Annotated in this window: 17 protein-coding genes; 11 read left to right on the forward strand and 6 right to left on the reverse strand. The window is 59.9% G+C overall.

Annotated features, from left to right (window positions below):
• The first annotated feature begins 4 nt into the window (after positions 1-4).
• The 8 genes from FXB40_RS07945 (at position 5) to FXB40_RS07980 (ending at position 8,307) form a co-directional block, all read left to right on the forward strand.
• Positions 5-1,246 (forward strand): urea ABC transporter substrate-binding protein, encoded by a 1,242-nt coding sequence (locus FXB40_RS07945; RefSeq protein WP_148771648.1) that lies wholly within the window; start codon positions 5-7, stop codon positions 1,244-1,246.
• Between the two features lie 114 nt (positions 1,247-1,360).
• Positions 1,361-2,233: an ABC transporter permease subunit gene (locus FXB40_RS07950; RefSeq protein ID WP_148771649.1), complete on the forward strand. Its 873-nt coding sequence runs from the start codon at positions 1,361-1,363 to the stop codon at positions 2,231-2,233.
• Between the two features lie 15 nt (positions 2,234-2,248).
• Positions 2,249-3,313, forward strand: coding sequence for a branched-chain amino acid ABC transporter permease (locus FXB40_RS07955; protein WP_148771650.1), 1,065 nt, complete (start codon positions 2,249-2,251; stop codon positions 3,311-3,313).
• Positions 3,313-4,029 (forward strand): ABC transporter ATP-binding protein, encoded by a 717-nt coding sequence (locus FXB40_RS07960; RefSeq protein WP_148771651.1) that lies wholly within the window; start codon positions 3,313-3,315, stop codon positions 4,027-4,029. The genes FXB40_RS07955 and FXB40_RS07960 overlap by 1 nt, the downstream gene beginning before the upstream one ends.
• Positions 4,022-4,750, forward strand: a complete 729-nt coding sequence (locus FXB40_RS07965) for an ABC transporter ATP-binding protein (protein WP_148771652.1) — start codon at positions 4,022-4,024, stop codon at positions 4,748-4,750. The genes FXB40_RS07960 and FXB40_RS07965 overlap by 8 nt, the downstream gene beginning before the upstream one ends.
• Before the next feature lie 30 nt (positions 4,751-4,780).
• Positions 4,781-5,770, forward strand: a complete 990-nt coding sequence (locus FXB40_RS07970) for an acetamidase/formamidase family protein (protein ID WP_148771653.1) — start codon at positions 4,781-4,783, stop codon at positions 5,768-5,770.
• A 14-nt stretch (positions 5,771-5,784) separates the two neighbouring features.
• Positions 5,785-7,524 (forward strand): nitrilase-related carbon-nitrogen hydrolase, encoded by a 1,740-nt coding sequence (locus tag FXB40_RS07975; RefSeq protein ID WP_148771654.1) that lies wholly within the window; start codon positions 5,785-5,787, stop codon positions 7,522-7,524.
• 21 nt (positions 7,525-7,545) lie between these two features.
• A complete protein-coding gene (locus FXB40_RS07980) occupies positions 7,546-8,307 on the forward strand; it encodes an SDR family NAD(P)-dependent oxidoreductase (protein ID WP_148771655.1) in 762 nt (253 codons plus the stop codon).
• A gap of 1,229 nt (positions 8,308-9,536) precedes the next feature.
• On the opposite strand, the gene FXB40_RS07985 is transcribed toward FXB40_RS07980, so the two are convergent.
• From FXB40_RS07985 to FXB40_RS07995, 3 genes are read right to left on the reverse strand one after another with little or no spacing between them, the layout of a single operon-like run.
• Positions 9,537-10,766, reverse strand: a complete 1,230-nt coding sequence (locus FXB40_RS07985) for a metal-dependent hydrolase family protein (protein WP_148771656.1) — start codon at positions 10,764-10,766, stop codon at positions 9,537-9,539.
• 13 nt (positions 10,767-10,779) lie between these two features.
• Positions 10,780-11,271 carry a hypothetical protein gene (locus FXB40_RS07990; RefSeq protein ID WP_148771657.1) on the reverse strand — a complete coding sequence of 164 codons (492 nt, stop codon included), beginning with the start codon at positions 11,269-11,271 and terminating at the stop codon, positions 10,780-10,782.
• On the reverse strand, positions 11,268-12,668 hold the full coding sequence (locus FXB40_RS07995; protein ID WP_148771658.1) for an MFS transporter: 1,401 nt from the start codon (positions 12,666-12,668) through the stop codon (positions 11,268-11,270). The genes FXB40_RS07990 and FXB40_RS07995 overlap by 4 nt, the downstream gene beginning before the upstream one ends.
• A gap of 185 nt (positions 12,669-12,853) precedes the next feature.
• On the opposite strand from FXB40_RS07995, the gene FXB40_RS08000 reads away from it, so the two are divergent.
• Entirely contained in the window at positions 12,854-13,765 is a 912-nt protein-coding gene (locus tag FXB40_RS08000) for a MurR/RpiR family transcriptional regulator (RefSeq protein WP_148771659.1), read from the forward strand.
• Here FXB40_RS08000 and FXB40_RS08005 read toward each other — a convergent pair.
• Genes FXB40_RS08005 through FXB40_RS08015 form a run of 3 tightly spaced genes read right to left on the reverse strand, consistent with a single transcriptional unit; the run spans position 13,762 to position 17,074 of the window.
• On the reverse strand, positions 13,762-14,778 hold the full coding sequence (locus FXB40_RS08005; RefSeq protein ID WP_210352136.1) for an Ldh family oxidoreductase: 1,017 nt from the start codon (positions 14,776-14,778) through the stop codon (positions 13,762-13,764). The two genes, FXB40_RS08000 and FXB40_RS08005, sit on opposite strands and share 4 nt — an antisense overlap.
• Before the next feature lie 28 nt (positions 14,779-14,806).
• Positions 14,807-15,808 (reverse strand): 4-hydroxyproline epimerase, encoded by a 1,002-nt coding sequence (locus FXB40_RS08010; RefSeq protein WP_148771660.1) that lies wholly within the window; start codon positions 15,806-15,808, stop codon positions 14,807-14,809.
• A gap of 15 nt (positions 15,809-15,823) precedes the next feature.
• Positions 15,824-17,074, reverse strand: a complete 1,251-nt coding sequence (locus tag FXB40_RS08015) for an NAD(P)/FAD-dependent oxidoreductase (RefSeq protein ID WP_148771661.1) — start codon at positions 17,072-17,074, stop codon at positions 15,824-15,826.
• Positions 17,075-17,289: 215 nt separating this feature from the next.
• On the opposite strand from FXB40_RS08015, the gene FXB40_RS08020 reads away from it, so the two are divergent.
• Positions 17,290-18,123 (forward strand): ABC transporter substrate-binding protein, encoded by an 834-nt coding sequence (locus FXB40_RS08020; protein ID WP_148771662.1) that lies wholly within the window; start codon positions 17,290-17,292, stop codon positions 18,121-18,123.
• A 58-nt stretch (positions 18,124-18,181) separates the two neighbouring features.
• Complete coding sequence (locus FXB40_RS08025) at positions 18,182-18,844, forward strand: amino acid ABC transporter permease (RefSeq protein ID WP_148771663.1); 663 nt, start codon at positions 18,182-18,184, stop codon at positions 18,842-18,844.
• Positions 18,845-18,847 lie beyond the last annotated feature (3 nt).

Genomic DNA, 18,847 nt, shown 5'->3' on the forward strand with positions numbered 1-18,847 from the left:
CAAAATGAGCAAGTCTGTATTGCGGGGGCTGCGTGCCGCAGCCCTCACGGGGACGCTTGTCCTCGGATCCACCCTGGCACAAGCGGCCGAGAACCCGATCAAGCTCGGCGTGCTGGAGGACCAGTCCGGCGACTTCGCTGCGGCCACCATCGGCAAGGTCCACGCCATCGAGCTTGCCGCCGAGGAAATCAACAAGGCCGGCGGCATCATGGGCCGGCCGCTTGAGCTCGTTCCTTACGACACCCAATCCGACAACACCCGTTACCAGGAGTTCATGCGGCGCGTGCTCCAGCGCGACAAAGTCGACGTCGTGTTTGCCGGCTTCTCTTCGGCCTCGCGCGAGGCCTATCGCCCGATCGTCGATCAGTTCAACGGCTTTGCCTTCTACAACAATCAGTATGAAGGCGGCGTCTGCGACGGCCACATGATCGTCACCGGCGCGGTGCCCGAGCAGCAGTTCTCCACGCTGATCCCCTACATGATGGAGAAGTACGGCAAGAACGTCTACACGCTGGCGGCCGATTACAATTTCGGCCAGATCTCGGCGGAGTGGGTGCGCAAGATCGTCAAGGAGAACGGTGGCAAGATGGCCGGCGAGGAATTCATTCCGCTCGGCGTGTCGCAATTCTCGCAGAGCATCCAGAACATCCAGAAGGCCAAGCCCGACTTCGTGGTCACGCTGCTGGTCGGCACTGCACAGGCCTCCTACTACGAGCAGGCGGCTTCTGCCAACGTCAACCTGCCGATGGCCTCCTCCGTCAACGTCGGCCAGGGCTACGAGCACAAGCGCTTCAAGCCGCCGAGCCTGAAGGACATGTACGTCACCACCAACTACATCGAGGAGATCGACTCGCCGAAGAGCAAGGCGTTCTACGCCAAGTTCAAGGCGAAATTTCCGAGCGAGCCCTATGTGAACCAGGAGGCGGAAAACTCCTATCTCGCCGTCTATCTCTACAAGCAGATGGTGGAGCGGGCAAAATCGACCAAGCGCGAGGACATCCGAAAGGTGATCGCGATGGGAGATGTCTGCATGGATGCGCCGGAGGGCAAGGTCTGCATCGACCCCAAGAGCCAGCATATGTCGCACACGATCTATCTGGCCAAGGTGGGTGCCGATCATTCGATCTCCTTCCCGAAGACCTGGGAGGACATCAAGCCATACTGGTTGGGTGAGGCCGGCTGCGATCTCACCAAGAAGGATCCGATGGCCCAGTACACGCCGTCGAATCCGCCGCCGAAACCCTGACCCGGCGGCTGATCGCTCCGGCCCTCCGGGCACGCCCCGGCGTTGCCGGCGGGCCGGGGCGATCACGGACATCTGCGGCGGTGACGCCGCGTCTTCCTACAGACTGGTTGGTTCATGGATATCGCGACCCACGTCTTTTCGGCGCTCTATCAATTCGGTGACGCCTTCGCGTTCCTGGTGCTCTCGGCCTGCGGGCTCGCGGTGATCTTCGGCATGATGGGCGTGATCAATCTCGCCCATGGCGAGTTCATCATGTGCGGTGCGTATGTGACGGCCGCGACCGCGCATGCGGGCTTGCCGCTGCCGCTGGGCATCCTGGCAGGCACGGTCGTATCCGCGCTCGTCGGCGTCCTGGTCGAGCTTGCGGTCATCCGCCATCTCTACGACCGGCCGCTCGACACCATCGTCGCGACTTGGGGCCTCAGCCTGATCGCCACGCAGGGCACGCTGATCATGGTCGGATCGACCATGGCCGGCGTTGGCACGCCGTTCGGCAGCTTTCAAGTTGGTGACTATTCCTATTCGATCTATCGCATCGTGCTGTTCTGCGCCGCGCTCGGCGTGCTGGCCGGGCTCTACGCGCTGTTCAACTGGACCCGCTTCGGCGTGCTGGCGCGCGCCACCATTCAGGTCCCGCATATGGCCGCCGCGCTCGGGGTCGACACCCGCCTGATCTACAGCCTCACCTTCGCCTGCGGGGCGGGACTCGCCGGCCTTGCCGGTGGCCTCTATGCGCCGACCATGACGCTGGTGCCCACCATGGGCGCCACCTTCATCATGGAGGCATTCGTCACCGTGGTGATCGGAGGCGCAGACGTGTTCCTCGGCACGGCGCCTGCCGGCGGCCTGCTTGCGATCGTGAAGTCGGGGATGACGTCCTGGCAAGGGCAGTTATTCGGTCAGATCGGTCTTTTGGTCGCCGTCATCATTGTGGTCCGGGTGCTGCCGAAGGGCATCTCCGGCTTCGTGCTGCGCGAACGCACCTGACGGAGTGATGGCGTCGTGACCGGTTTCGTCTCTTTCTTTCGTCGTCTCGAAGGCCCGCAGACCGTCGGTCGTGGTCCGGCCTTCTGGAGCCTGTTTGCCGTCGTGATGATGATCGCGGTCGCTTATCCGCTGTTCAGCGACGGCTACACGGTCGGCAACACCGTCTACTTCTTCGTCTGGGTGTTCATCGCTCTCAGCCTCTGCCTGATCTGGGGCTATGGCGGCTCACTGTCTTTCGGGCAAACCGCGTTCTTCGGCATCGCGGGGTACGGCTACGGCGTCCTGACCCTCAATTTCGGTTCGGCCTATGGATTCACATTGGTGGCGCTGGTGGCGTCGGTCGCGATTGCGGCGTTCTTTGCGGCCTTGCTCGGCTACTTCATGTTCTTCGGACGCATCGCCGGCGTATTTCTCGGCATCGTCACGCTCGCCGTGACCCTGATGCTGGAGCGCTTCATGGCGCAGACTGCGGGACCGGAGTGGCATATTGGTAGCGCGCGGCTCAACGGCTTCAACGGCATGAGCGCGATGCCGCCTCTGACCATCCCGTGGCCGGGCGAACCGATCGTGCTATTCGCCGATGTTGGGCTCTATTATTTCGTGCTTGGCCTTTTGGTTTTCGTCTATCTGGCCTTGCGCATCCTGATGAACTCGTCGTTCGGCAACGTGATCGTCGCGATTCGCGAGAACCCGGAACGGGCGGAGATGCTGGGCTACGATGTGCGCAAGTATCAGCTCATCACTTTCGTCATCGGCGCCGTGCTCGCGGGGATGTCGGGCGTGCTCTACACGGCGTGGGGACAATATATCACGCCGTCGAGCATGGGCATGACGGCGGCGGCGCTGCCGCTGATCTGGGTTGCCGTCGGCGGCCGCAGTGATCTGACCTCGACCGTGGTCGGCACGCTGGTCGTGCTGGCGGCATTCCAGGCGCTCACGATCTACGGCAGCCAGTATGCGCTCGTCTTCATGGGTGTGCTGCTGGTGCTGACCGTCCTCATCGCCCCGAACGGTCTCGTGCTGGGGACGATGAACTGGCTCGGACGGCTCGCCGCGCGCATCACCCAAAGGGCCGGCTGATGTCGCTGCTCGAGCTTCGTAAACTGAACAAGCATTTCGGCGGCCTGCACGTCACCAATGCCGTTGACCTCACGTTGGAGGCGGGTGAGATCCATTGCCTGATTGGCCCGAACGGCGCCGGCAAGAGCACGCTGTTTCGCCTGATCCTCGGCGAGCACCATCCTGGCAGCGGCGATGTCCTCTTCGCGGGAGAGAACATCACGGCGCTGAAGGCCTTTGCGCGGATTCGCCGCGGACTGTCGGTCAAGTTCCAGGTGCCTGGAGTCTTCAAGGGCCTATCCGTCCGCCAGAACCTCGAGATCGCCTTGCAGAGCCGGCATCGCGGCAGGGAACTCGAAGCGGAGATCGACAGACTGCTCGTCTTCCTCGGACTGGCGAGCGAGCAGGCGCAGACGGCCGGCAATCTTAGCCACGGCCAGAAGCAGTGGCTTGAGATCGGCATGGCGATCAGCTTGAAACCAAGTCTTCTGTTGCTCGACGAGCCGACCGCCGGCATGTCTCCGGAAGAAACCCACATGACGGGTGAAATGGTGCAGCGGCTCAATGCCGATGGCATGACTGTGCTGGCGATCGAGCACGACATGGCCTTCGTACGCCAGGTTGCCCAGCGCGTGACCGTGCTGCATCTCGGCCAGGTCTTTGCGCAAGGCTCGATCGACGAGATCGTGGCCGACGAGCGTGTCGCGGCGATCTATCTGGGGCAGGCTCATGCTTGATAGGCCGCGCAAGGAAGTCATCCTGTCGACGCTGGCTCTGCGCGCCGGCTATGGCGGCAAGCCCGTCCTGCAAGGCCTCGAGATCGAGGTGCGGGAAGGCGAGATCGTCGCTGTCATTGGACGCAACGGTGTCGGCAAGTCCACGCTGATGAAGAGCCTGATCGGGCTGGTGCCTGCGATGAGCGGCTCGGTCGTCTATCGCGGCGAGGCGGTGGAATCTCTCCCGGCGTACAAGCGGGCTCGCCTCGGCATGGGTTACGTGCCGCAGGGGCGCGACGTGTTCCCGCGGCTGACCGTCGGCGAGAACGTCGCTGTCGGCGCCGCGATCAAGGGCAGCGGCATCCCCGAGGCGGGTCGGCGCAAGATCGTCGAGGCGTTTCCGATTCTCGCCGAGCGCTGGACCCAGCGTGCGGGCACCATGTCCGGCGGCCAGCAACAGCAACTCGCGATCGGGCGAGTCCTGATTGCCGATCCGAGTCTCATCCTGCTGGACGAACCGTCGGAGGGCATCCAGCCCAACATCGTCCAGGACATCGCACGCAACATGGTCGAGCTCAACCGCAGGACTGGCGTGACCATGATCCTGGTCGAGCAGAATCTCGACATGATCCGCGCCATGGCGCAGCGCTGCTACGTCATGGACAAAGGCCGCATCGTCGCGAGTCTCGATCGCTCCGCGCTCGACGATGAGGCGGAGATGCGCCGCCACCTCGCGGTTTGAAAGCGACGCCTATAACCAAGGAGAACAGCAATGGCCTGGCAAAATGATTCGATTATGGCCCGCAAGGGTCTCGCCAAGGGCGAGCGCGGCAAGGAATACACGATCACCGAAACCGAGCAAGGCAAGTACCACTATGTCTACGGGCCCTATGTGAAGCCGGTGCTGACGGTCGATCCGGGCGCCGTCGTCTCCGCCGAGACGCATGACGCGTTCGAAGGCGCAATCAAGCACGAGACCGATAGCCCGTCGAAGATCCTCAACTTCCCGTTCCTCAATCCGCAGAACGGACCGATCCACGTCAATGGCGCCGAGAAAGGCGACGTGCTGGCCGTTTATATCGAAAGCATCGTGCCGCGCGGGCCGCAGCCGTGCGGCACCACCGTGGTCATGCCGGACTTCGGCGGCCTGGTCAGCACGGGACAGACCGCGCTGCTCAATCCGGCGCTGCCCGAGCGCGTGAAGAAGCTGGTGATCGATGCCAAGACCGGAACGAAGTGGAACGACAAGATCACGCTTCCTTATGAGCCGTTCATCGGCACCATCGGCACCTCGCCGGAGATTGAGGCGATCTCGTCGCTGGTTCCGGACTATTATGGTGGCAACATGGACCTTCCCGATGTCGGTGTCGGCGCCGTCATTTACCTGCCGGTCAACACCAAGGGTGCGCTACTTTATCTCGGCGACTGCCATGCCGCACAAGGCGACGGCGAGCTCTGCGGCGTCGCCATCGAGCATCCGACCGTGACCACAGTCCAGATTGACTTGATCAAGGGCTGGACCATTGCGTGGCCACGGCTCGAGACGAAGGAGTTCATCATGACCATTGGCTCGGCGCGGCCGATGGAGGATGCCGCCCGCATCGCCTATCGCGAGCTCTGCCGCTGGATGGCGGCCGACTACGGCTTCGACGAGATCGACGCCTACATGCTGCTAACTCAGGCCGGACGCATGCGTGTCGGCAACATGGTCGATCCCAAATATACGCTCGGCGCCTCCATCAAGAAGTCCTTTCTCGTTTGAGGACCAGCCAGGCCATGCCGCGCATACACATAGTCGCCGCCGTCCAGTTCGAGCCGACCATGTTCGAGAAGGAGCGCAACATTGCGCGCCTTCTCGATTTCTGCGAGCAGGCGGCGGCTGCCGGCGCCAAGCTGATCGTCACGCCGGAAATGGGAACGACGGGCTATTGCTGGTTTGACCGTGCCGAGGTCGCACCGTTTGTCGAGACGATCCCGGGGCCGACCACGAACCGTTTCGCGGCGCTGGCGCGCAAGCACGCCTGTTACATCGTGGTTGGCATGCCGGAGGTCGATGAGGACGGCATCTACTTCAACACAGCCGTCCTGATCGGCCCCGACGGCGTTGTCGGTCGCCATCGCAAGACGCATCCCTATATCTCCGAGCCGAAATGGGCGGCGGCGGGCGATCTGCATAATCAGGTGTTCGAGACGCCGATCGGGCGGATCGCACTGCTGATCTGTATGGACATCCATTTCGTGGAAACTGCGCGACTGATGGCGCTCGGGGGCGCGGACGTCATCTGCCATATCTCCAACTGGCTGGCCGAGCGGACGCCTGCGCCTTACTGGATCAGCCGCGCCTTCGAGAACGGCTGCTACGTCATCGAGAGCAATCGATGGGGGCTCGAACGCACGGTACAATTCAGCGGCGGCAGCTGCGTGATCGCGCCGGATGGGCAGGTGACGGCCGTGCTTGACAAGGGCGATGGAGTCCTGCTGTCCGAGATCGACCTCGACGCCGCCCGCGTGCGCCGCGTGCTCGGTGAGACCGTGTTCGCGCAGCGACGGCCGGAGCTCTATCCGGAATTGCTCACCGACACATTCAGCTGGAATCCGCGTGACTTCTTCCGTCTCTACGGTCACGAGCCTTGGCCCGCCGGCAAGACGTCGCAGGTTAGCGTCGCGCAATTTGCGCCTGGTGATGACGCTGCTCAAAATCTGAAGGAGATCGAGGCGCACGCGCGCGCGGCAAAAGAGGAGGGGGCGGAGCTTGTCGTCTTTCCGGAGCTGGCAGTGACGGGCCTGACCGATCCCGCGAAGTCGGCGCAGCCGATACCGGGGCCGGCGACTGCTAGCCTCGGCGAGCTTGCGGCGGATCTTGGCCTCTATCTCATCTGCGGCCTCGCCGAGCGCAGCGACGATCTGGTCTACAACAGTGCCTGCCTGGTCGCGCCCGATGGAAGCATCTCCGTCTATCGCAAGACGCATCTGGCGGCCGACGAGCGAAGCTGGGCCACGGCCGGTGACGGTTGGACCGTCGTTGACACGCCGATCGGCCGCATCGGGCTAATGATCGGTCACGATGCATCTTTCCCAGAAGCGGGCCGGGTCTTGGCGCTACGCGGCTGCGATCTCATTGCGTGTCCCGCCGCGATTAGGGGGCGCTTCAGTTCGTCGCATGCCGGGACGGAGGTCGAGCAGCCGAAGCCGATTCCGACCGGTCCGGATCCGCATCATTGGCATCATTTCCGCGTTCGCGCCGGCGAAAACAATTTGTTCTTCGCCTTCGCCAATGTCGTCGATCCCGAGCGCGGCTATCCCGGGTTGAGCGGCGTGTTCGGTCCGGACACGTTCGCGTTTCCGCGGCGGGAGGCGATCGCGACCGACGCCACGGGCATTGCAACCGCACTGGTCGACACGACCAATCTGGACAGCGTCTATCCGACCAATGTCGTGCGTCGAAAGGATCTGGTTTCGATGCGCATGCCGCACAGCTATCGTGGATTGGTGAAGGTGACTGCGAACAATTACTGAACCAGGAAAAGGAATCCGACCATGGATCTGGGACTGAAGGGCGCCAAGGTTCTCATCACGGGAAGCACCAAGGGAATCGGCCGCGCGATCGCCGAGACATTTGCCGCCGAAGGCGCCAATGTCGGCGTGTGCTCGCGCAATCTGGCCGAGGTCGAGAGCACGACTGCCGCGCTCAAGGCCAATGGCATCGCGGCCTATGGAGGTGCGGTCGACGTCTCCGATGCGGCAGCACTGAAGGCCTGGGTCGGCGATATGGCGGCCAAGCTCGGCGGCATCGATGTCGTCGTCGCCAATGTCAGCGCGCTTGCCATCGGGCAGGACGACGAAAGCTGGGAGAAGGAGTTTGCGACCGATATGATGGGTACGGTTCGGCTGGTGAATGCGGCCATGCCCTATCTGGAGAAGAGTGCCGCCGGCGCGATCGTCACCATTTCCAGCGTCTCAGGGCGCGAGGTCGATTTCGCCGCGGGTCCCTACGGCACCTTCAAGGCGGCGATCATCCACTACACGCAGGGACTGGCCAATCAGCTCGCAGGGAAGGGTATTCGCGCGAACTCGGTCTCCCCGGGAAATACCTATTTCGATGGCGGGGTCTGGAACATGATCAAGGACAACAACCCCGAGCTCTACAAGACTGCATTAGCCCTCAACCCGACGGGACGGATGGGAACGCCGCAGGAAATGGCCAACGCCGTGGTGTTTCTCGCCAGCCGCGCGGCCAGCTTCATCACGGGCACAAATCTTGTCGTCGACGGCGCACTCACGCGTGGGGTGCAGTTGTAGGAAAACGTATCGGCGTTTGCCTCGCATTGGACCTCGATAGCTCAAAACTTGCCCCTGATGGATTGGAGCGAAAGTCATCGCTTGCTCGCCGAGAGCTCTGCCGCGCTTGAGACGTACAGCGTGCTTTGGGGAATAGCCGAAAAGACCGGCTTCACAGCGCAGGAGCAAAATGGCGCATACCTCGCCATCATCTTCGAAAACGAGTGCAACGGCAGGCGATCATGTGCACGTCCGGCGGCTATACTATTTTCGCGGAAATAGTATAACGGGGGCGAGTGTGAAGAGGATGTTATAACCAATTGAAATCGCAGGACTATCGCTTTTCCGTGGCCCCGATGATGGATTGGAGCGAGAGTTCAGGTTTTTCAATTGGTTAAAAGGCGGCGTGTGCACGACGTGTGCACCGGGAGATCTAGAAGAATCTATTGTGGGCAAGTGTGAAGCCGGTCGTTTTGGACTGATCTGACACGTCCGCAGAAGCCTGATGGTCTAAAGAGTGGCGCCGTAAGGGTAGGGCATTCGCGTGAGGCTTGGAGTTGATAGCGCCCCTCATGCGCAGAACTCCGTGTTCGGCTGATCGAGAAGAGCAATGTGAACTGCAGTGAGACAAAAATTGATGTCGGGGGTTCGAGTCCCTCTCCCGCTACCAAATTTCCACGATTTTGCTCGCGTTGCTTCGATCTTTTGCGATTCGTTTCGCTCAATGGTAGCGCCTCGTCAGCGGGAAAGGATTCGCCCCTCAAGCTCAGGCGAAAGTTTGGGGGAAAGCGCGACTTGTGCGCGATCAATGTCGATAGTTGCGCCTCCGGGATTTGAACTGTCGGGGACGCAGGCAGGCTTTCCGCCTCTCGGGACCCCACCAACGTGCGCACGTCGCCAGCCACAAGGGCCCTCTGCGGTGAGTGCTCTATTCATCTTGTAGTAATCATGATCCACTCGAAGCGGTCATTGGGCCCGGCGCCGATCTGGACTACTCATTCGAAACGGCAAACAGTGTCTACCCCAATAAGCCGATACCGGCCGCCCGAAGATAGCGCCAAGTAGGCAAACCAGGACAGATCGAATTCTGTTGCTGTGACAGCCGTCGATTCCGCGAAATCCTCAGAATCATGGGGCAGGAGACAAAAGGTCCATGAATCTCTGGAAGACCTGGTGCAAGTTGTAGTCTGCGGCGCGCAAGATTGGTGCCTATTCCGGTCTCCGCAGGAAAGATGCGAACAAGCCTGGATTTAGAATCCACGGTCGATCACAACAATCCCGTTTTGAACAACCATCCTTATGCTGTGTAGGGGAGCCGCAAGGAGGCCGATGTTGCGTAAAGGGTTTCCTTGGACGACAAGAAGGTCTGCGATTGCTCCCTCGCGGATAACGCCGAGCCTTTCTCTAGCGCCGATCAACTCGGCCGCGGTCGTTGTCGCACTGGCAAGCACCTCGGTTGGTGACAGAACCTCCGACCGGTACCTAAATTCCTCGTTCTGGTATTCGTGTGTCTCGCCGAGCAGGTCAGTGCCATAGGCCATCTTGACGCCTGCATTGCGCAAGATCTCGATGCTCTTGAAGCCCGCAGACCAGACCATGTCGAGCTTGGGCCGGTTTTCCTTCGGCAAGCCCAGCTTTTCTCCCTCGCGGGCCTGAGCCTCGAAAATGGTCAATGTCGGGACCGCAACTGCACCTGCAACGGCGGCGAGCTTTGCCGTTTCCTCGTCAATGAGGTTGCAATGTTCTAGGGAATGGACGCCGCACTCGACTGCTCTCCTAATTCCCGCTGCAGTATACAGGTGAGCTGACACGTAGGTGTGCGCATCACGGGCCTCGCTAACAGCGGCACGCAGCTCATCCTCGGAATAGCCGAACCAATCGATTGGGTCGGTCGGGCTTCCGACGCCGCCGTTGGCCATCACTTTTATGAAGCGCGCGCCTTGTCGGAGCTCTTCTCTACAGGCGTGACGTACTTGCTCTGGACCGTCTGCGATGCGGCCGAGCGATCCAAATCGACGATCGTTGCGATGCGGTTCGCGCACATCGTATTTTTGTCGGAAGTCGGTGTGTCCACCCGTCTTGGACAATGCCTTGCCGCAGACGATGAGCTTGGGGCCGGCAATTAGGCCTTGCGCTTGTGCATCTGCGAGTGCGACAGGGGCGCCGCCAACATCGCGTACCGTAGTAAAACCTCTCTCCAGCATGCCGCGCATGATCGGTACAGTGCGAAGAACGGCAAGAGAATCGGGCAGTGCCGCGTTTTGGGCGAGATTCATCATGCTTGCTACGACGTGAACATGGCAATCGATCAGCCCCGGCATCAGGCTTTTGCCTTTCAAGTCGAAGACCTGGCAATTTTCGGGAACGCGGCCGGAGAATGCAGCATCTCTGATCTGACCGTTCTCAACGTATACGGCACCATCCCGCGCGCCGAGCTCGGTCGCGTCTACGACAAGCGCATTCTTGAATAAAATCGACATCGGGTCTCTCAGATCAAAGGAAGACTTGTGTCAGGCATTGGCCGTAAAGGCTGGTCAATGGGCACATGTCTTCCGTGTAGTGATTTTCAATGTCCAAGATGTTTATCGAGCCGATAACCTGTCCTCGCGATAGAATCGGCGTGTTGAGCACACTTTCGCACCCAACATCGAATAGCGTTTCATGTTCGGCGAACACGCTCTTGAGATCGGAGCGGTTTCGGCCGACGTAGTGGAGACCTTCGACGAGAACGCGTTGAGTCCAGTTGCTTGCCTCGATCGGCTTGGTGCCCCCTACGGGGTTGATCTCCGCGTTGCTCGAGTAGAGCCGGCGCATGAGGCCGGCGTTGCGGTCGATTTTCAGGAGCGTGAAGAGCTTGTGTCCGAATTCTCGCTGAAAAGCCGTTTCCCCCAGCGTCATCATAAGGCTGGGGTCGGTCGCACGTGCAACAGCTGCATTGAAGGCTGCCAAGCGATGGAATTGCGTTTCCGTCAGGCCCTTGGTCACGCGCGGAACTCCTCGGCACCCTCGACAGGGAGAAGGGCAGCCGTAAATTCCGTGCTCTCGATCTCCTCGAGCGAGCGCCCTTTGGTCGGAATTCCAAGTGTGGTGACAGAGAGTGCGCCTGCGAGCAGGACGGCCGTAGTCATCCCAAATACACCCGCAAAGCCGGCGATTGGATAGATGTAGCCCACAAGAATCGGGGAACTGATTGCGCCAATGCGACCGATTGCCGATGCGGTCCCAACTCCTGTTGCCCGGACACGAGTTGGAAAAACTTCCGGCGTGTAGGCATACTCACCGGCATTGACGCCGTTGATAAAGAACGACAGCAGGATGCTCATAGCCAACACCTGCTGATCGGTCTGGACTGTGGCCAAGGCAAGAGCCGAAAGTGCCGCGCCAGCCATGTAAGACACGATCGTGTATTGACGGCCGATCCGTTCACAGACCCAAGCTGCGGAGAAATATCCCGGGATTTGAGCGAGATAGATCAGGATTGAGAAGGAGAAGCTCTTGGTAATCGTCATGCCGCGTTCGACCAGCAGACCGGGAATCCAGGTAAAGAACAGATAGGAACAGAAGGTCACAGAGAGCCAAAGCAGCCAGGTCATGATCGTTATACGCCGCAGCTTTGGCGACCATAAAACCTTGAAAGTCTCGCCGAGGCTCGCTGCGGGAGTTGTAACGACCGCCCCCGATGCAGGAACCGGCGGAAGTTTGACGCCGCGTTGCGCGAAATCCGCTTCGATGTTCGCAACGATAGCTTCGGCTTCTGCGTGTCTGCCGCGGCTTTCCAACCAGCGTGGAGACTCGTAGACCGAGCGGCGCCACCAAAGAACGAGAATGACAGGGAGAGCGGTCGCCACGATTGCGTATCGCCAACCGTTATCACCCAGCGGGACGATGAAATATCCGATGAGAGCAGCCGTTACGAACCCAAAAGAGAAGAATCCTGCGAGCGATGCCGTAAAGCTACCTCGCCGGTTGGCGCTTACGAATTCCGATAGGAATGGGGCGATGATGGCGGCCTCCGCGCCCATCCCAATTCCTCCAATCACCCTGAGTGCGAAGAAGTGGTGCCAGTTGTTGACGAACGCGCTTACGAAAGCGGAGACACAGAACAGCACGAGCGCCCACATCATGATGTTGCGGCGTCCATAGCGGTCACCGAGTGCGCCGGCGGTCAACGCGCCGACGAGGAAACCGAAAAAAGTGCTGCTTGCGAGGACACCGGTCTCGACGCTGGTTAGACCCCAGAGCGGTCGCACCACCGGCAAGAGGAATGCAATGATGGCGGCGTCGACCGCCTCGAACATGTATCCCAATCCTCCCATCAGGAGGAGCTTGTAGTGAAAACGACCGAAAGGCAGCCGCTCAAGGCGTTGAGCAATCTGAGACATACATCACACTCCCCTTGGGCGCACCTTTGGCGCCAATCGATTGGATCCAATTGCACTCAGAATATTGGCCCTCGACCTGCCGCTTCGACGATTCTGCAAAATTCTTTGCAAAAAGGGGGCGCCGGTATTTATTTTCGGCTGGAGCAGTATGCCATCTGCAAAAATAATTGCAATATGACTCGCCGATGACAAAAGATACAAAAATCGTTGCAAGACCGGGGCTGAATGGGCGGCCGGTTGAGGATTGGCTCCGCGCGCTTGCTGCCAACAAGGTTCCGTCGAAAGCGGTTCACCACGTTCTGGACGCAGTCATCACCAATCCAGAGCTTGCATCCTATGCCTCCACGTCTGAGATGGCGGGGGCTTCGGGCGTCAACGTCGCTACCGTTACGCGGAGTGCTCAATCCTTCGGATTCTCGGGCTGGCCGGAGTGGCGTCAGGAGATCCGCGCTCGCTATCTCGGCCTCTTGAGCGCACCTGAGCTTGCGGTTGTTCACGAAGCTTCATCAACGCAAGCGCCCTTTGACGCGACTATAGGCAAGCATATTGAGCACCTGGCTGCCATGAAGCGGGCGATCGATCGATCGGTCATCCTGGATTTTGCAAAAGCTATCTCATCGGCGAAGCGACGCCTTATTGTTGCGTCGGGAAGCTTTGCTGCGGTCGGAAGAACGTTAGCTCACCATGCAGGAGTGGCTGGCTATCGATGCGAGGTTCTGGACGATACAGTCGTCCTGACCAACGCACTCGCTGATCTAACAGACAGAGATGTCCTCATTCCGATAACGTTTTGGCGATTGTACAACTCATCCATCGCCGCTGCGCGCGAGGCAAAACGTCGAGGTGCACCCGTTTATCTGATCTCGGACCAATTGGTCTCGCCGATCGCTGAGCTCGCGGACCGGATCTTGGTGGTCCCATCTGAAGGTGCCTCGTTCTTTCCTTCGATCGTACCCAGCCTCTCGATCGTCGAAAGTGTGTGCGCTCAGCTTGTGAAGCTGGACCCAGAGAGAAGCGCGAAAGCAATCGCTGCCGCAGAGAAGCAGTGGCAGGAGTTTGATCTCCTGCACTTCAATTCCCCGAAGTTCCAACCCTAGAGCAAAGCAACGAGATCTTGGTGGAGGGAGCGCGGGATTAACACGCCGTCAGCAACGCTTCGCTTCCGGCTTTCGTATCGTCGTTGTGAGGGCAAGCGCGCTCCCTGTGTCGTGATAGCCTCAAACAGAGCCTCCGCTCTGCGAATATGGTGGTTGGTCGAAACGCCCAGGAATCCAACTGGATCGATGGCGACGATCAGCTCTCCTCCGAGCGGAGACGATTTTCGCCCTGCATCGGCTGCCAACGATTCCGCGCTCGTCATGTCGCCAATCAGCGGCCCTGCCAGCAACTCAACCATGACAGCCAGTGCGGAGCCTTTGTGTCCGCCGAAGGCGAGCATGGCACCGGCCAGCGCGTCACCGGCGCTCGTTGTCGGTCGCCCGTCGGTGTCGAGGCCCCAGCCGATCGGAATGGGTTTCCCAACACGATGATGCAGTTCGATCTCACCACGTGCGACCGCGCTCGTAGCGAAATCGAAAACGAAAGGTGGACCGTCGAGACGCGGCCAGCCGAAGGCAATTGGATTGGTTCCAAAGACGGGCTTCGTGCCCCCGGCGGGCGCTACCCATGCGTGGCTTGGCGTGCAGGCGAGGGCGGCGAGACCTAGATTCGCCAGGCGCTCGACTTCCGGCCACAGCGCTGCGAAATGAACACAGTTATTGATCGCCAGCGCGGCGATACCTGTTTGCTTTGCATTCTCGACGAGCGTGGGAAGCCCCATTTCGAATGCAAGCTGGGCGTATCCGCCCTTAGCGTCGACCCGCGTCATCGACCGCGCGGTGTTCGAGACTTCTGGAACGGCGTCTCGGACCACATTCCCGCTGGCGAGCGTCCGGGCGCAGACGATCAGACGGTACACTCCGTGTGAGGTGCAGCCGTCGCGTTCGCTCGCCACGATCGTTTCGGCGACTGCAGCTACATGGTCGGGCGCGAGGCCATAGTGCGACAGGATGCGCCTGGCAAGGTCGCGAACCTGATCGAGCGACATGCGGACGGCGTCGGTTTGGCTCATTGTGCACTCGATCAACTGAAGACGCTGTTCAGGCCAACTGGAAACCGTGAGCGAGCGGGTCACGATCGTCGACGTAGATGGTATTGTGGCCAATCACGCGGGCCCAACCTGCAACGCTGGGCAGGATTGCCGGCTTTGAGCCGACTGAAGTCTCGCCCTCGACGCGACAATTGAACATGGTGCCTATGATACTTTCATGGACGAAATTGTCTCCCGCGGCCAAGCGCCGGCGTGCCACGAGTTGCGCCATGCGAGCGGAGGAGCCTGTTCCACACGGCGATCTATCGATGGCATGGTCTCCGTAGAACACGGCGTTGCGCGCGTCTGCTTTTGGCGATTTTGGCTTGTCGCACCACATGACGTGGCTGACGCCGCGGATGCGCTCGTCCTCCGGGTGTACGGGCGCCAGAGCTCGCTCCGCGGCGGCGCGCACCAACGGGCTCAACCGCTTGATTTCGTCAGCCGACATTCCATCAAGGCCCAACCAGTTGGCCTGAGGTTCAATGATCACGTAGAAGTTTCCGCCGTAGGATAGGTCAACGACGATTGAACCCAGGCCGGGTACGTTCAGGGTGACGTCTTGTGCGTGAAGGTAACTGGGCACGTTGAAGAGCCTGACCTCCTCAACGTACTGTCCGTTCTTGAGGTATTCGATCGCCACGCGGCCGGCCGGCGCCTCGATCGCGAGGCGTCCTTCTTCCTTCGGAACGACGAGGCCTTCCTCGATTGCTGCCGTTACCGTTCCGATCGTGCCATGGCCACACATCGGCAGACAGCCGCTGACCTCGATGAAGAGCACGCCAACGTCGCAGTCATCGCGAGACGAAGGATACAGGATCGTTCCGGACATGACATCGTGTCCGCGCGGTTCAAACATGAGTGCGCGCCGGATCCAATCATAGTCCCTGACAAAAATCTGACGCTTCTCGGCCATTGAAACCGCGGGCAGGAGGGGACTGCCGCCTGCAACGACACGAACCGGGTTTCCGCAAGTGTGAGCGTCGATGCAGAAGAATGTGTGGCGTGCCATGGCGCAACTCTTGGCTCAGTTGAAGCGAGATATGGAATAGGGTGAGAGATTGATCGAATCAGGGCGCCCCTTGACCAAATCCGCGACGATCCGGCCTGTTGTGGCGGCTTGAGTCAGGCCGAGATGCCCGTGGCCAAACGCATAAATCACGTTCGGACAACGCCGAGCTCTGCCGATCACCGGTAGGCTATCCGGGGTCGCAGGTCGATGGCCCGCCCAGGCCGTCCCGCCGCGCGGGTTGAGTTTGGGAAAGTAGCGCGAGGCCAATGAAACCAAAGCTTCTGAACGCTTGTAGTTCGCGACTGCATCGAGGCCACCGAACTCAGCCGCACCTCCGATGCGCAAGCCGATGCTGAGGGGCGTTGCAACGAACTTGCGCTCGGCGAAGATGATCTCACGAGAGATCTCTACGCCTGGCTCTGGCAAGGTCGTATTGTAACCTCTCTCACTCTCGAGGAGCACGCGATCGCCCAGCGTCTGGGCGAGAACGCCCGACCAGGCACCAGCGGCGACCACGACAAAGTCGCCCGAGAATTCTCTCCCGTCTTCGCAGTACAGCGTGGCTCTTTGTGAATCCTGGGTGACGAAACCTCGTACCTCGCCCGTTAGGATCTGAACCCCTCTTTCGCGCATCAGCCACGAGCGCAACCCGTCAACGAGTGCTTTAGGGTCATTGATATGCGACCATTGCGGTGTGAGGATCGCGTTAGTTATGACCGGGCTGAGCGCTGGCTCGAATTCGCGCGCTTCATCTCCCGATAGAGCGCGTACCTCTATCCCGTGACGGCGTTTGAAGCTCCACTCCTCGGCGTCGTTCCTGAAAGCCTTCTCGCTCTCGTAAACGGTGAGTGCGCCACGGCGCTGGAGTTCTCCAGAAAGCCCGCACGCGTCAAGCATCGGTTCGAGATCATCGTAGACTCGGCTGTTCAAGGCCGAGAGCGCCGCCCCAATACGCTCAACTTCTTCCGGGCGACCCGCGCGTGAAAAGGCCCAGAGCCAAGGCAGAAGTTTGAGTGCGTGCGCAGGGCGGACCGCGAGAGGGCCGAGTGGATCGAGCAGCCATCCTGGAATCTTGAGGGCAAGGCCTGGCACCGAAGCGGGAACGACTTCTGTCACAGCAATCCCGGCAGCATTTCCAAATGATGCCTTATCCCCGAGAGGGTCGCGATCCACGACGGTAACGGTCAGATCTTCGGCGGCGAGATGAAACGCCGTGGATAGCCCGACGACTCCGGCTCCGATCACGATTGCAGATTGCGCTGACACGGCTTCTCCTGACCCATATTTGTAGATTGGATCCACAAAGCTCGTCAAGCCCTTCAAGGACGGAGGATGCGTTGGCCTCAAGGGTCAAAAATGCCAAATAAACTTCGCCAAAGGCACTCCAGCCCACTTTCAGCAGACTTGACAATTGTAGATTGGATCCATAATGTCGACATTGCCGGATTTACCAAGTCTGCTTTTCAGAGGGAGAGAGCCTGATGTCGCGTCAGAGTTGGGGTCGAGGTGCGCTGGTATCCTTAGTGCTCGCGGCATTTGCGGGTGGCTCCGCCGCCCATGCGCAGTCCGCGCTGGATAAAATCGTTCAATCGAAGACGCTGCGATGCGGGGTGCAACTCGATTATCCGCCCGCAGGCTTCCGCAACCAAAAGAACGAGCCTGATGGCTATGATGTCGCTTATTGCAAGGATATGGCCAAGGCCCTCGGCGCGACCGCGCAGATTATCGAGACACCTTCCTCGGAGCGGATTCCTGCTCTGGTCTCGAACCGAATCGACGTCCTGATTGCGTCTGCGTCGATCACCACGCAACGCGCGCTGACTGTGGCTTTTTCTCAACCTTATGTCAGCTACACGAATGTGGTTCTGACCCGTAACGACACTGGCGTCGAAAAATTCGACGACATGAAGGGGAGGGCGATCGGCGGAGTAACGGGCACGACGACCGAACAGGAGCTCAAGTCTCTCTACGGCGCCTGGAAAGACGCGAAGGGTTCTTACACCGGTTACGGCTCCGAAGCGGAAAGCTATCTCGCGCTAACGCAGGGGAAGATCGACGGGATTATTCTTGGTAACGCTTCGGCGGGTGCTCTCGTTCGGAGCGGCCAATTTCCCACCTTGGTGATCAAGGGCGAAGCGCCGACGCCAGCAGATCTTTGCGGCATCGCTGTCCGAAAAGACGACCGAGACCTTTTGAGCTGGGTGCGTGTGTTCGTCTGGTCGCAGGTAAGGACGGGTCGCTACAAAGAGCTCTATTCCCAATACTTTGGTGGCAGCGAACCTCCATCGCTGAGCGTGCCGGGCGTGGACTTCTGATCGCAGTGGGGTGGATCGCTTCTCGAGCGCCACCTCACAGGTTTTAGGAGGCGGCGCGATGTTCAATTACACATTCTACTGGTCGATCGTCTGGGAGAAGTTTCCTGAGTTGCTTCAGGGCGCGCGGATCACGCTTGAGGTCACCATTCTTTCGATGATCTTCGGTACCGCGCTCGCTTTGCCGCTTTCGCTCTGGCGGCGTGCAAGGGAGGGTGTCGGGCACGCCTTTGCAACTGGTTGGGTTGAGCTGGCGCGAAACACGCCGGCGCTATTCCAAGTGTACATGGTCTATTTCGGCCTTGGATCCCTCCATATACATCTGCCAAGCTATTTTGCGATGGTGGCGGCACTGACGTTCAACAACGCCGGCTATCTGGCAGAAACCTTTCGAGGTGGCCTGAATTCGGTGCCGCCACAGCAACTATCGGCCGCACGCTCGTTAGGTATGAGTGCATTTTCGGCGTACGCGTATGTCGTCTTCCCTCAAGTCTTTCAAGTCGTTTTCTTTCCATACGTGAATCAACTGAACTGGGCGCTGTTGAACAGTTCGCTTGGAATGATTATTGGGCTGCGCGAACTGACTGGAGCAACGCAGGCGGCGCAGTCGGAGTCATTCCGAACATTCGAATTCTTCATCGTCGCGGCCTGTATCTACTATGTCATGGCCAAAGCGATTGAAACGCTCGCCCAATTGGCGTCGTGGCGTCTGTTTGGGAGGTGAACG

This window comes from Bradyrhizobium rifense, from assembly GCF_008123425.1.
GTDB lineage: Bacteria > Pseudomonadota > Alphaproteobacteria > Rhizobiales > Xanthobacteraceae > Bradyrhizobium > Bradyrhizobium rifense.